Annotated in this window: 11 protein-coding genes; 1 reads left to right on the forward strand and 10 read right to left on the reverse strand. The window is 61.5% G+C overall.

Going from position 1 to position 14441, the window contains the following annotated elements; genetic code table 11:
- Positions 1 to 29: 29 nt before the first annotated feature.
- The 10 genes from P0X85_RS13650 to recA all read right to left on the reverse strand — a co-directional run bounded on the left by P0X85_RS13650 (position 30) and on the right by recA (position 13634).
- The gene (locus P0X85_RS13650; RefSeq protein ID WP_275814450.1) at positions 30 to 434 is read right to left on the reverse strand and encodes a chemotaxis protein CheD; all 405 of its coding nucleotides are present in this window, start codon (positions 432 to 434) and stop codon (positions 30 to 32) included.
- A complete protein-coding gene (locus tag P0X85_RS13655) occupies positions 421 to 1479 on the reverse strand; it encodes a protein-glutamate methylesterase/protein-glutamine glutaminase (RefSeq protein ID WP_275814453.1) in 1059 nt (352 codons plus the stop codon). Before P0X85_RS13655 ends, P0X85_RS13650 begins: the two co-directional genes overlap by 14 nt.
- A gap of 42 nt (positions 1480 to 1521) precedes the next feature.
- Complete coding sequence (locus P0X85_RS13660) at positions 1522 to 4569, reverse strand: methyl-accepting chemotaxis protein (protein ID WP_275814456.1); 3048 nt, start codon at positions 4567 to 4569, stop codon at positions 1522 to 1524.
- 107 nt (positions 4570 to 4676) lie between these two features.
- Positions 4677 to 5450: a squalene/phytoene synthase family protein gene (locus P0X85_RS13665; protein ID WP_275814459.1), complete on the reverse strand. Its 774-nt coding sequence runs from the start codon at positions 5448 to 5450 to the stop codon at positions 4677 to 4679.
- Entirely contained in the window at positions 5447 to 7069 is a 1623-nt protein-coding gene (gene cimA, locus P0X85_RS13670; RefSeq protein ID WP_275814462.1) for a citramalate synthase, read from the reverse strand. Before cimA ends, P0X85_RS13665 begins: the two co-directional genes overlap by 4 nt.
- Positions 7069 to 8466, reverse strand: a complete 1398-nt coding sequence (gene cysS / locus P0X85_RS13675; protein ID WP_275814465.1) for a cysteine--tRNA ligase — start codon at positions 8464 to 8466, stop codon at positions 7069 to 7071. Before cysS ends, cimA begins: the two co-directional genes overlap by 1 nt.
- 162 nt (positions 8467 to 8628) lie before the next feature.
- A complete protein-coding gene (locus tag P0X85_RS13680) occupies positions 8629 to 9423 on the reverse strand; it encodes a class II glutamine amidotransferase (RefSeq protein ID WP_275814468.1) in 795 nt (264 codons plus the stop codon).
- Positions 9424 to 9505: 82 nt separating this feature from the next.
- The gene (locus P0X85_RS13685) at positions 9506 to 9796 is read right to left on the reverse strand and encodes a DUF1330 domain-containing protein (protein ID WP_275814471.1); all 291 of its coding nucleotides are present in this window, start codon (positions 9794 to 9796) and stop codon (positions 9506 to 9508) included.
- Positions 9796 to 12450, reverse strand: a complete 2655-nt coding sequence (alaS, locus tag P0X85_RS13690) for an alanine--tRNA ligase (protein WP_275814475.1) — start codon at positions 12448 to 12450, stop codon at positions 9796 to 9798. Before alaS ends, P0X85_RS13685 begins: the two co-directional genes overlap by 1 nt.
- A gap of 122 nt (positions 12451 to 12572) precedes the next feature.
- Positions 12573 to 13634, reverse strand: coding sequence for a recombinase RecA (recA, locus tag P0X85_RS13695; protein WP_275814478.1), 1062 nt, complete (start codon positions 13632 to 13634; stop codon positions 12573 to 12575).
- A gap of 209 nt (positions 13635 to 13843) precedes the next feature.
- On the opposite strand from recA, the gene P0X85_RS13700 reads away from it, so the two are divergent.
- Positions 13844 to 14434 carry a hypothetical protein gene (locus tag P0X85_RS13700; RefSeq protein WP_275814481.1) on the forward strand — a complete coding sequence of 197 codons (591 nt, stop codon included), beginning with the start codon at positions 13844 to 13846 and terminating at the stop codon, positions 14432 to 14434.
- The last annotated feature ends 7 nt before the right edge of the window (positions 14435 to 14441 follow it).

Raw genomic sequence — 14441 nt, forward strand, 5'->3', positions numbered from 1 at the left:
CGACCATACACCTCGATGGCCACCTGAGATTACACCGAAGACGGCGCTGAATTTACACCACGTCCGTGGACGCTACCAAACTCCAGGACAAACGCGGCGTTTTTAGCCCCAATATCCGAGAGACCCTCCATCATCCTTGCGCCTCCAAATACCTTGGCACACAACGCTGTCCGTCGTGCACCTTGTTTAATCAGTTCATTGATCAGGAGCTCCATCGCGTTGACGCCGAAACTAGCACTCTGGATCGCAGAACCGGTATTTTCCGGAAGAAGAAAGTGGTTCATTCCACCAATCCCGCACTGGGCATCGTAGAGGCAAGTTGCGACGCACGATCCGAGGATCGTGGTGATGGACCGGCCATCCGGTGAGCCCGTGACATACTCACCTTGCGAGATGTGGCGCGGCCTGAGAGCCGCTACATCACCATGTTGCATTTTCGCTGCCTCCGAACGCGCTGACGCGCTTTTTTTGCGAACAGATCGAGAGGACTTCTTCAGCTATTTCGGAAAGCGGGAGTGCCTTCTCAGCAGCCCCCGTTTCGATCGCAGCCTTGGGCATCCCATATACGACTGACGTCGCCTCGTCCTGAGCGAGACATCGCGCGCCTGCTTTGCGCATAATGCCCATGCCATGTGCGCCATCGCGGCCCATTCCCGTGAGGAGTACGCAAACCGCTCTGCTCGCAATCTCTTTCGCGGACGCAAACAGTAGGTCTACCGAAGGGCGATGCCCGCTTACCTTTTCCGATGCGCGAAGGTGACAGCGCGGCGGTTGTCCGACATCCAGTTCGAGATGATACTCGCCGCCGGGGGCGAGATAGACATGTCCTGGTAAAAGGGCCGCGCCTTCGGATGCCAAAGTAAGTCGCGGAGCGATACGCGTGTCTAGCCGGCGTGCGAAACTCTCGAGAAATGTCGGAGGCATGTGCTGAGCGATGAGCGTCGGCGGACAGTTTTGCGGAAAAGAGGCCAGAACAGTCTCCAGTGCATCTACCCCCCCCGTCGACGAACCGATCAGGACGTAACTGCCGTTCCATTGGAAATGCTCACGCGGCGGGGGCCGGCTCACGCTTTCGCGTATCCGAATGTTTGCGGACGCGGCAGTAAAAAGCTTATCCGGCAGATCGGCGAACGCAGCCCCGATATCGCCCGATATCGGCTTCCCCACACAATCAACGGCCCCGAGCGACATTGCTTCGATGGCGGCTGCTGAGCCGCGATGTGTGAGCGTCGAAATCATGATCACTGGCATCGGTCTGAGGCGCATGATCTTGTCCAGAAACGCGATTCCGTTCATCCGCGGCATCTCGACATCAAGCGTCAACACATCTGGCAACAGTAGTTTTATCTTCTCGCGTGCTTCATAAGGATCACCGGCTTCGCCCACTACGACGAGGCGCGGGTCTTGAGCGACACGTGCTCTGATGATCTGTCGAATCGTCGCTGAATCGTCGACGATCAAAACGCGCTTCTGTCGCATGAAAATGCCCCCTTCCAAACTCTGAAGTTCACACGCATTGGCTCAGAAATTCTCCCATTCCTCATCGGTAGGTGCCGACTCCAATGCTGCATTTCCAGTGACGAAAGTCGAAGACGCTGAATGTTGGGAAGCCGTAATTGCCGGGGTGATTTTCGTGGCTTTCGGCTCCATCTGATCGAGTGATGCGCTGCGGGTGCGAAATTGTCCGACAGTTGCGCGAAGCGTCGCGGCACCACGGCTCAACGAGTGGCTTGCGGCGGTGGTCTGTTCGAACATTGCAGCATTCTGCTGCGTTACCTGATCCAGTTGATTCATCGCTGAATTGATTTCTTGGAGACCGATCGACTGTTCTTTCGCGCCCGAAGCAATGTCGGAAACACGTTTTGCGACGTCATTGACCGAGTTCAAAATCCCTTCGAGAGCTTGACCAGCCTCTCCGACGAGATCCACACCGCGCCGGACATGACCAGTCGACGCCGTGATAAGGGCATCGATCTCGCGGGCGGCATCGGAGGAGCGCTGCGCAAGCGCGCGAACCTCGGAAGCGACGACTGCGAAGCCGCGGCCAGCCTCACCGGCACGGGCAGCCTCGACCCCGGCATTGAGCGCGAGCAGATTGGTCTGAAAGGCGATTTCGTCGATGACGCCGATAATCTTCGATATCTCCTTGGACGAGTCATCGATTTCGGTCATAGCTTCAACCGCTTGCTTGACGATTTCGCCCGAAGATTCAGCGCCGCGCCGCGCCAGAACAACCACGCGATCCGCTTCGGCAACACCATCGGCAGAGGAACGAACCGAGGAGGTTAGCTCGTCAAGCGCAGCCGCTGTTTGCTCAAGCGTGGCGGCCTGTTTTTCTGTCCTCTGGCTCAGATCCTCCGCTGCGCGCGTGATCTCATTGGCCTCTCCGTCGATCTCGACCGCATTTCCGATCACGGTTTCCATCGCCGCCGAAAGCTTTTCAAGCGCCAGGTTGAAATCGTCACGCAATTGCATGTGCTCCTCACCGAACCCGTCTTCAAGGCGCACGCAAAGATCGCCATCGGAGAGCTTATTGAGGCCAACCCGCAGGGCATCGAAAACCATTTGCTGCCGCTCAAGGATCTGATCTGTGCGCTGCTGCGCATGTGCCAGGTTCGTTTGCGCCTCTGTGACATCATTGGCGATCAGCACCAGCTTCAACATGATATTGTTGCGATCGGGCACAGGGGTGATCGATCCATCTGCGATAAGCTGCTGTCCTGTCGAGGATTTGAAGCGGAAACGGCCAATCACCGGGCGGAAAGCCCGAAGTTCAGCTTCATAGTCACCCTTATATCCCAGCACCTCCACGACATCCTCGAACTTCGCCCCGATGAGCCCGTTGCCATCGATCTGCAAAGCCGCCTCAACATTGTGATTGACACGCCGGATCTGCATTGCCGGAGACAGCTCGCAGATGATCTGGCGGGCTTCGATGACGTCCAACAGCGCGCGATGCATCCGCAGCGCAGTCACATCACGCCATTCAACAACGAAACCGATCTGCGCGCCGGTTTCGTCTGTAATCTCACTCACATCAAGGCCAAAGCGCCCATCCCCGACCGCAATATCGGTGTGATAGGGGAGGTTCTTGGGATCGCGCAAAATCGAACGCGCGCGTTCGGGAAGCTTGTGAAACACATCCATCGACTTGCCGGCAATATTGTCGGAACTCAAATCCGGCGCAATCTTTCGGAACTCCTCAATCTTTGCATCGAGCAGTTTGAACTGGGCCTTGTTGCAGTGGATGATCCGAAAATCATGATCGACAATCATCATGGCCGCGGAAGATGCATCGAATGCGGTCCCCTGCATGACGGACTGGACCATTGTCGCATCCGCGACCGCCAGATCGAAGCGGAGTGTCTCCAGAGCATTGGCGATCTCTCCGATTTCATCCTTGCGCGCCCCGATCTCAACCGCGTCCTCGCGGTCGCCGCCCGCAATCTTGCGGATTGCGTCGCCGATACGCACAAGCGGCCCGGAGATCGAACGTGCCAGCGCCCAGGACAGCGCAATCATCAGCAAGATATTCCAGCTGGCGTGGAACGCCATCTCTCCGGCGAGTTTGCGAGCGGGCGCGAAAACCTGCGCCGTCGGAACCTCGGCGACAAGTGCGAGATCAGCACCGAAAAGCTGCATGGGACGGTAAGCAAGCATGGCCTGCTCCCCCATCGCACCTAACGCCTGCCGCGTCCCCGCCTCTCCTCTCAGTGCCAGCCCGATCGCTGCGTTCCCATTCAGGTCGACATTTGGGGTCTCAAGCTGCCCCGCACGCACACGACCCTTATTATCGGCGATATAGGCTACCCCCTCGCCTGCACCACCCGCGTCAAGGATCTGTGTGATCTGCTGACCCGCCGCACGTATTGCCACGAACCCCAATAGCCGCCCATCCGTCACGGTAACCGGCATCAGCGCGAAAAGACCGCCTCCCGCGGTCCCATCCGCTACAGAAAACTCGGAAACGTGCAGGGATGGTGCCTCCGCCTCGGATGCGCTGCGGACAAGCGCCTTAAGCGGCGAGGCGGCGGCGCTCTCCCCCATAAGATCTTGCGCAAACTCTTGGCCTTTGGCCATTGAGTAGAGAACACGACCATCGGGTGAGATCAGGAAAAAATCATCATAGCCCCATTGCGCATTTTGAACCACGATGCCGGGGTGAAAGCTGCGATGCTGGATCGAATAATCGTTCACATCTCCCGAAAATTCGAGCTTGTAGCGTTCTTCCGCAGGGTAAGGATTCTTGGTCTGGAAGGTCTTTTCGAGATAGGCGGGCGCATCGTCCCCCAAACGACGCCAGGCGGCGCTGAAATCGCGTAGCGCGCGTGCCGTGGCTGCATTGGCCGCCGTTGCCCGCAGATTGGCCTCTACCTGATCGGCCCAATCCTGAATTTGGCGCGCCTGACCCTGCACAGATTGTTCAAGAGTTTCCGTGCTTTGCACCGCAAGGATCGCGCTGGCCGACCGATAGGCAGATACGCCCATGATCGTCAGCGCGAAGATTGAGATCGCCACCAGAATAAGGGGCAGTTTCACACTCAATTTCACATTCGAAAAGAACTTCATCGGCCAATCTCCGGTCCAGTATCGAGAGGACGCGCGCCGGCAACGCCGCGACCCATTGGACCGGACCATGAACAAAAGACCTGAAGATTCGTTTAAGCCAGCCCCGGTCAGGGGCGACGCAGCGCCGCAAACAGCAGGCCAGCCCGGCGCGCGAATTCCGATGGCATGAGCGCGCTCTGGGCGACGCGCACAGGTTTGGCAGCGGCACGTTTGAGGATGCCGGGCGCGGCATGTGTCTGAAGCCAGACCGGCGCGAGCCGTTCGCGGATGTCCACCTCCAGCGCTTTGCGGGCGTCCTCTGCATCGGCAAGCCGCGCAAGCCCCTGCCGGGCCAGCGCCGACACGGCTTCGGGACGGCCATCAAGCAAAGGCACGCGTCCGCGGGCCTCCAGTTCCGGGATCGCGCAGAGAAACTGGGCAAGCCCCGCAGCCCAACCCGCTGAACGCATCGCGGGCGCAGCCTCGGTCCCCACACCAAGCCCCTGCGCCGCCGCCATCAGCACCCCGCCCGAGGTCGCATCGATATAGCTCTCGAAGGCTGTCTGATCCGAGAACGGCTCCGACCAGCAATCCCAGCGGCGCGCCTCGGCGGCCTCAACCAGCAGGGCAACCGGCACACCGTCCGCAATCGCAGCCTCAAGCGCCGGGCCGATTTCATGCGGGATCTGGCCGCGCTCCAGCGCGTCGATCCACCATTGCAGCCGCATCTCGGCGACCATCGGCTCGGCCGAGGCCCAAGGGGCGCGCGCGATCTCAACGTTATAGGCGGCGACCGCAAAGAGAACCGGTCGCACCGGCGCGGGCGCGGCCATGATCGCGGCAAAGCGCATGGGGTCCGCGCGCTGCACCCGTTCCGCCGCGATCCGGTCGTCCGGCGTCATTCCGCAGGCGCCCCGTCGCGCAGAAGCTTCCAGTAGACCGCCTCAAGCAGCGCCTCAAAGGACGCGTCCACGATATTCGCGGACACCCCCACGGTCGACCAACGCTGGCCTTTGCCGTCCTCGCTGTCGATGATGACGCGGGTCACGGCCTCGGTGCCGCCTTGGGTGATGCGCACCCGGAAATCCACGAGCTTCATGTCGTCGATATAGGCCTGATAGGGGCCGAGATCCTTGGCCAGCGCCTTGGAGAGCGCGTTGACCGGGCCGCGGTCGCAGCCATGCTCGTCGAAGCTCTCCGAGACAGACAGCTTCTTCTCGCCGCCGATCTTGACGACGACCACGGCCTCCGAGGAATTGACCATCTTGTCGTAGCGGTTCTTGCGGCGCTCCACGGTGACGCGGTAGCGCTTCACCTCGAAGAAGTTCGGCATGAGCCCAAGCTCACGCCGCGCGACCAGTTCAAAGCTCGCCTGCGCGCCGTCATAGGCATAGCCCTCATCCTCGCGGCGCTTGATCTCATCGAGGATACCGGCCAGACGCGGGTCCTTGGGATCGACCTCGATCCCCATGCCCGACAGCCGCGCGCGCAGGTTCGACTGCCCCGCCTGATTGGACATCGGAATGAGCCGCGCGTTGCCGACCAGAACGGGGTCGATATGCTCGTAAGTCGAGGGGTCCTTCAGGATCGCGCTGGCATGCAGCCCGGCCTTATGCGCAAAGGCGGAGGCGCCGACATAAGGCGCGCTGCGCAGCGGCACGCGGTTCAGGATATCGTCGAGCTTGCGCGAAAGTTTCGTCATGCCCGCCAGCGCGGCCTCGGTGATGCCGGTCTCGAATTGCGAGCGGAACGGCTCCTTGAGGAGCAGCGTCGGGATCAGCGTGGTGAGGTTGGCATTGCCGCAACGCTCCCCCAGACCGTTCAGCGTGCCCTGGATCTGGCGCACGCCCGCCTCGACCGCCGCAAGGCTCGCCGCGACCGCATTGCCGGTGTCGTCGTGGCAATGGATCCCCAGCCGATCACCGGGTATGCCCGCCTCGATCACAGCGCGCGTGATCCCGGCCACCTCATTGGGCAGCGTGCCGCCATTGGTATCGCAGAGCACCACCCACCGCGCGCCCGCCTCATAGGCTGCCAGCACGCATTGCAGCGCATAAGGCGCGTTCGACTTGTAGCCGTCGAAGAAATGCTCGGCATCGAACAGCGCCTCGCGGCCCTGGGCGACCATATGGGCGACGCTCGCGCGGATGTTTTCGAGGTTTTCGTCAAGCGTGATCCCAAGTGCGGTGGTCACGTGATAATCATGCGTCTTGCCCACCAGACAGACCGCCGGCGTGCCGGCATTCATCACGCCCGCGAGCACATCGTCATTGGCCGCCGAGCGCCCTGCCCGCTTGGTCATGCCAAAGGCGGTGAAGGTCGCCTGCGTGTCCGGACGGGCGGCGAAGAACTCGGAATCCGTGGGGTTCGCACCCGGCCAGCCGCCCTCGATATAGTCGATCCCGATGGCGTCGAGCGCCTCGGCGATGGCGATCTTTTCGGGGACCGAGAATTGCACGCCCTGCGTCTGCTGCCCGTCACGCAGCGTGGTGTCATAAAGGTATAGACGGTCGCGCGTCATCACAGGCCCTCCAGCTTGGAGGAATCGAAGCCCGCTCCGGGCACGAGTTCCACGCCCGCCTTCGACATACGCACCTCGACGCCTGCCTCGATCAGCGCGGATTTGAGCGCATCGACGGGGGCGAAGTCCTTGGTTTCCATGGCGGTGGCACGGAGCGCGGCAAGTTTGGCCGCGAGACTCGAAAGGTCTGCCTCGGGCGCTTGAGCCCAATCGCCCATCCCATCTTCCAGAAGCCCCAGCATCGCCGCCGAAGCCTTGAGAGTGGCCGGGTCTTTAATCCCGTGCAAAACCGCAATGGCCCCGGCGGTATTCAGGTCATCCGCCAACGCCGCGATGACCTCGGGCGCCACGGTGCCCGGCTCAACCCCCGCCGTCATCGCACGCCACTTGCGCAGCGTCGCCTCCGCCTGACGCGCCTTCTCGGCCGTCCAGTCCATCGGCTTGCCGTAATGCGTCTGCAAGAAGACGAACCGGATCACCTCACCGGGGATACCCGGCTCGCCATCATGGCCATCAAGCAGATCGCGCACGGTGAAGAAATTGCCCAGGCTCTTGGACATCTTCTTGCCCTCGACCTGAAGCATCTCATTGTGCAGCCAGTAGCGGGCAAAGCCACCCTCGGGATGGGCACAGCAGCTTTGCGCGATTTCGTTCTCGTGATGCGGGAATTGCAGGTCGATCCCGCCCGCATGAATGTCGAAAGACGCGCCCAAGAGTTCATAGCTCATCGCCGAACACTCGATATGCCAGCCCGGCCGCCCGCGGCCCCACGGGCTGTCCCAGCCCGGCAGCCCCGCATCAGAGGGCTTCCAGAGCACGAAATCCATCGGGTCTTCCTTGAAGGGGGCGACCTCGACCCGCGCGCCCGCGATCATGTCATCGACCGAGCGCCCCGACAGAGCGCCATACTCCTTGTAGGAGCGGACGCGGAACAGCACATGGCCGTCCTTGGCATAGGCATGGCCCTTGGCGATCAGATCCTCGATCATGGCGATCATCGCGCCAATGAAATCCGTTGCGCGCGGCTCATGATCGGGGCGCAACGCGCCAAGCGCGTCCATATCCGCGTGATACCAACCGATCGTCTCTTCGGTTCGCTCGCGGATCAGCTCCTCCAGCGTGCCCGGTGCCCCCGCCTCTTTGCGGGCAAGGGCCGTCGCGTTGATCTTGTCGTCCACATCGGTGAAATTGCGCACGTAAGTAACGTGATCCGGGCCATAAACATGGCGCAGGAGCCGGTAGAGCACGTCGAACACCACCACAGGTCGCGCGTTGCCCAGATGCGCCCGGTCATAGACGGTCGGCCCACACAGATACATCCGCACATTGGCGGGATCGAGCGGCACGAACTCCTCGAGCTTCCGGGTCTTCGAGTTACGCAAATGGATCTGGGTCATGGGTCCCTCGCAGGTGGTCCCGGCGGGGCTTATCAGCTTCGAGTAGGGTTTGGAAACTCGGAAACGGCCCGCCTGAGAAAACTCAGCAGATGTGGATGGTAATCTGGGTGCGGATCGTGGTCATGGCGCCTTGATAGCGTGGCCTGCGCGCCTTGCCAAGCGTCAGGCCGCGCGGTCGGCGGCAACGGGTTGGAAGGGCCGGATTTCGACCGATTTTCCTTCGAAGACACAGAAGGAATTTGGCGGCACTTCGATCCAATCGACCTCATTCGCCTCCAGGGGTTCAGAGACGACCGCCCGCCCCCGCCGCGTGTCCGACCAGCGATGGTAGAGCGAGGGCGCCTGATCGTCCGAAGCATAGCGCACGGCATAGAGCCGCTGCCCATCCGAAAACGCCGCCGTCAGCCGCATATGGGGCGTGGTGCCGCGCGCGCGGCTGAGCGCCTCAAACCGCGCGGTGGCACGTTCCAGCGCGCATTGCGGATCGGCCTCGAGCCCCATGTCGAGCGCGACAAGAAACAGCGCCTCGGAATCCGTGGCGCCCAGACGACGCGGATAAAGACCATCCGGGATCATCATCTCGGCATCGCGCCGGAAGGCCTCATAGCCGCCGACCTGCCCGTTATGCATGAAGGACCAGTTCCCATGCACGAATGGATGGCAGTTATTGCGGCTCGTCGCAGTGCCCGTCGAGGCGCGCACATGGGCGAGGAACAGATGCGATTTCACCGTGGCCGTGAGCGAGCGCAGGTTCGGGTCGGACCAGGCGGGCATTACATCGCGGTAAAGTCCCGGCTCGCGCTTCTCGCCATACCACGCAACCCCGAAGCCATCGGCATTGATTGCCGTGTGGCATTGCGTGGCGCATTGCGACTGATGGATCAGCGAGTGGCCGGGACGGCTCACGATCTCATCGAGAAATATCTCTTGCCCGATATAGGCGGCCCAGCGGCACATTTTCCGACCCTTGGCGGTTAACCCGCACTTTGAAATTCCTGCCCCGCAAGGATGCTAGCACATCCTCGCGGGAAAGAGGAGATCAGGCATTTTCCTCGACAATCACGAGGTCACGCTCGGACGCACCCTTGGCGAAAGAGAGCGCCTCTTGATAGGCGGGCGAGTTGTAGCAATCGACCGCCGCCTGCATCGAGGGAAAGCGCGTGACGACGTGGCGAGCGCGCTCGGCCCCCTCGAGCGTGTGATAAGGCGTGGCGCGTGCAAGGAAAACCCCGCCGTGATCGGCAATCGCCTGCGTGGCGCGCTTGGCATATTCGCCGTAACGCTCGGGGTCGGTCACATGCACATGGGCAATCCAAAGAGCGGTGGGCATCATGCTTCTCCTGCAATGACGGCCTTGACGGCGGCAATCGCCTCGTCGGCCTTGGACGGATCAGCCCCGCCGGCCTGCGCCATGTCGGGACGGCCACCGCCGCCCTTGCCGCCCAGTGCTGCCGCTGCTGCGCGCACCAGATCGACGGCGCTCACACGATCGGTCGCGTCGGCGGTCACGCCCGCAGCCACGGCCGCCTTGTCGCCGGTATCCGCGACGATCAGGACCACGCCGCTGCCAATCTGATCCTTGAGGCTGTCGACGAGCGGCGGAAGATCCTTACCCGAGACACCCGAAACCACTTGAGCTACGAACTTCAAGCCATTGATTTCAATTGCTTCCAGTCCACCCGACGCACCGCCGCCCATGGCCAGCTCGCGGCGCAGTTGCGCGACCTCATTGGCGAGTGCCTTGCGCTCGTCCGCCAGCGCCTTGACGCGGTCGGCCACCTCGTTCACCGAGGTCTTGAGCGTCGCGGCCACCTCGGCCAGACGCGCGTTCTGTGCGTTCAGATAGTCCAGCGCGGCCTGCCCGGTCAGCGCCTCGAAGCGGCGCACCCCCGCCGACGACGCGCTGTCACCAAGCGCGACGAAGGCACCGATATCGCCCGTGCGCTTCACATGCGTGCCACCGCAAAGTTCCAGCGAATAGGTCTTGCCGTCCGCGCCCTTCCCCGAGCCAAGCTCTTCGCCCATCGACACGACGCGGACCTCATCGCCGTATTTCTCGCCAAAGAGTGCCTGCGCCCCGATGGCGCGCGCATCGTCGGGCGTCATGATCCGCGTCTCGACCGGGCTGTTCTGGCGGATGAAGGCGTTCACCTCCTGCTCGACCTGCGCCATTTCCTCGGCGCTCAGCGCCTTGGCATGGCTGAAGTCGAAGCGCAGACGATCCTCGGCATTGAGCGAGCCCTTCTGGGCCACATGGGCACCAAGCGCACGGCGCAGGGCCTCGTGCAAGAGGTGCGTTGCCGAGTGGTTGGCGCGGATCGCGCTCCGGCGGCCGTGGTCCACCTCAAGCTTCGCGGGCTGACCGCGCGAAATCTCGCCCTCGATCACCTCCGCGATATGAATGAAGACGCCGGCCACTTTCTTGGTGTCGGTGACCTTCGCCAGACCCGTCTCGGTCCGGATATGGCCCTGGTCCCCGACCTGACCACCGGCCTCGGCATAGAACGGCGTCTGGTTGACGACGATCTGCACCGCGCTTTTGGACGACGCGAGCTCAGCCCCGTCCGCCACCAGAGCGACGATCTGCGCCTCGGCCTCTTCGGTATCGTAACCAAGGAACTCGGTCACGCCCTTGGTCTCGGCGATGTCAAACCAGAGCGTGCTGTCGGTTGCCTCGCCCGAGCCCGCCCAAGACGCACGCGCCTTGGCTTTTTGCTCTTCCATGGCGCTGTCAAACCCGGCGGTATCGACCTCGCGGCCCTTCTCACGCAGCGCATCTTGCGTCAGGTCCAGCGGGAAGCCGTAAGTATCATAAAGCTTGAACGCCGCTTCGCCCGGAAGCGCGGCCCCCTCGGGCAGCTTGCCCAGCTCGTCGTCGAGCAGCTTGAGGCCGCGATCGAGCGTCTGCTTGAAGCGGGTTTCCTCAAGCTTCAGCGTCTCTTCGATCAGTGCTTGCGCGCGCCCAAGTTCCGGATAGGCCGCGCCCATCTGGCGCACCAGCGCGGGCACCAACTTGTACATGACCGGGTCCTTGGCGCCCAAGAGATGCGCGTGGCGCATCGCGCGGCGCATGATCCGGCGCAGCACATAACCGCGCCCATCATTCGAGGGCATCACGCCATCCGCCAGAAGGAACGAAGTCGACCGCAGGTGGTCCGCGATCACCCGGTGATGCACGTTGCCCGGCCCATCGGGGTCATGGTTCGTCACGTTGGCCGAGGCCTCGATCAGCGCGCGCATCAGGTCGGTGTCGTAGTTGTCGTGCTTCCCCTGCAACAGCGCGCCGATCCGCTCCAACCCCATGCCGGTGTCGATCGACTGCATGTCGAGCGCGCGCATCGAGCCGTCCTCGAATTGCTCGTTCTGCATGAAAACGACATTCCAGATCTCGATGAAACGGTCGCCGTCTTCTTCGGCCGAGCCGGGCGGTCCACCCCAGATGTGATCGCCATGGTCGTAGAAGATCTCGGTGCACGGGCCGCAAGGACCGGTCGGGCCCATCTGCCAGAAATTGTCCGACGTCGCGATACGGATGATCCGGTCCTCCGGCACGCCGACCTTCTTCCAGATCTCGAACGCCTCGTCATCGGTGTGATAGACCGTCGTCAAAAGACGCTTCGGATCAATGTCGAAATCCTTGGTGATCAACTCCCAGGCGAAGGGGATTGCTTCCTTCTTGAAATAATCACCAAAGCTGAAATTCCCCAGCATTTCGAAGAAGGTATGGTGGCGCGCCGTGTAGCCGACATTGTCCAGATCGTTGTGCTTGCCGCCCGCGCGCACGCATTTCTGCGCGGTCGTCGCGCGGACATAATCGCGCTTTTCCACGCCGGTGAAACAGTTCTTGAACTGCACCATACCCGAGTTGGTGAACATGAGCGTCGGGTCATTGCGCGGCACCAGCGGCGAGCTGTCCACGATCCGGTGACCGTTGCGTTCGAAGTAGTTCAGAAAAGTCGAGCGGATATCGTTCAGGCTGGGCATGTCTTTCGGCCTTCCGGGGCAAATTTTCCCCCGTTTAACGCCCCCACCCTGCCCTGTCCAGAAAGCAAAAAGGCCGGGTCATCGACCCGGCCATCTTGCGGCGCATTCTGCGCCAGCGCGTCTCACTCTTCGGTGAGCGCGGCATCCTCGTCGCTCGCACCAAAATCGAGCCCGTGGCTGGCCCGGATCTTGTCCTCGATCTCGTAGGCGAGATCGGGATTGTCGCGCAGATATTGCTTGGCGTTCTCGCGGCCCTGACCGATCCGCTCGTCACCATAGGAGTACCAGGCGCCCGACTTGTTCACGACGCCGGCCTTCACACCGAGATCGACCAATTCGCCCATCTTCGAGATGCCCTCGCCATACATGATGTCGAATTCGACCTCGCGGAAGGGCGGCGCGACCTTGTTCTTGACCACTTTGACGCGAGTCTGGCTGCCGACGACCTCGTCACGATCCTTGATCGAACCGATCCGGCGAATATCGAGACGGACCGAGGCGTAGAATTTCAGTGCGTTCCCGCCCGAGGTGGTTTCGGGTGAGCCAAACATGACGCCGATCTTCATACGGATCTGGTTGATGAAGATCACCATGCAGTTCGAGCGCCCGATCGACGCCGTGAGTTTGCGCATCGCCTGGCTCATCAACCGGGCCTGGGCACCGACAGTCGCATCGCCCATGTCGCCCTCGATCTCAGCCCGCGGCGTGAGTGCCGCCACCGAGTCAACAACGACAAGGCTGACAGCGCCCGAGCGCACCAGCGTATCGACAATCTCGAGCGCCTGCTCCCCCGTATCGGGCTGCGAGATCAGCAATTCCTCGAGATTGACGCCGAGCTTGCGGGCATATTGCGGATCGAGCGCATGTTCGGCGTCAACAAAGGCGCAAACCCCGCCCTTTTTCTGCTCTTCCGCCACGCAATGTAACGTCAGGGTCGTTTTCCCAGAGCTCTCGGGGCCATAAATTTCAACGATCCGGCCCTTCGGCAGGCCACCAATCCCGAGCGCGATATCGAGCCCCAGCGAGCCGGTCGAGGTCGCCTCGATCTCGGGCGCGGGGTTGTCCCCCCCAAGCTTCATGATCGAGCCCTTGCCGAATTGACGCTCGATCTGCGCCAGCGCGGATTCGAGCGCTTTTTGTTTGTCTGCGTTGCTTTTGTCTTTCATCTCGAAAAGGCCCGTCATCTGTTTTCTGCCTTCCTTATCCCACAGAGTGCTCTGCACGACAATCGACAGAGCCACCTTGGTGTTTGCGCTTTGTTCTGCCTCTGTATGAATACAAAAGAAGAACATTTCAATCCAATTCTTCACACCCATTCATTTCCTATTGAGGTTAAAGAAAGGTTTACCAGCCCGGTGAAGCTGGGTATTGAGACCAAAAATATGGGGCAGTCATGCTGATATTCTGGGATCAACGGCTTGTTTTTCTAGCGACTCCGAAGGCCGGGTCATCTGCTGTCGAGGCCGCGCTCGAGTCTCTTGCCGCCGTGACCATGCCGCGCCCGGCTCCGCTCAAACACATGACCGCAAGTGCCTTTCGCACGCATCTCGCGCCCTATCTCGAATCTGTGACGGGGACGCGATTCACGACGGTCGCCCTCATGCGTGAACCGATCAGTTGGCTACGGTCGTGGTATCGCTTCCGTCTCCGCGACGATTTCGAGGACCCGACGCATCCGATGCAGGGGCGTAGTTTCGAAGCGTTCATTCACGACTACATGGCCCAAACCCCACCGGCGCATGCAAGACTTGGAACCCAGGGCGACTATCTGCTGGGCACCGATGGACGGCCCGCAATCGACCAGATTTTCCGATACGAGAATATTGAAGGCTTCGTGCATTTCCTCGAAGATCGGCTCGACTGCGCGATCACCCTGCCCCGTGTCAACGTGCCGCCCGCGGTAGATGTCGCGCTGAGCCCGAGCACTGAAGTGCAGTTGCGTAGCGTGCTCGAGCGCGATTTCACACTCTACAACAGCCTTTGAACCGTTG

The sequence above is a fragment of the Pseudothioclava nitratireducens genome, from assembly GCF_029210495.1.
GTDB classification, from domain to species: domain Bacteria; phylum Pseudomonadota; class Alphaproteobacteria; order Rhodobacterales; family Rhodobacteraceae; genus Pseudothioclava; species Pseudothioclava nitratireducens.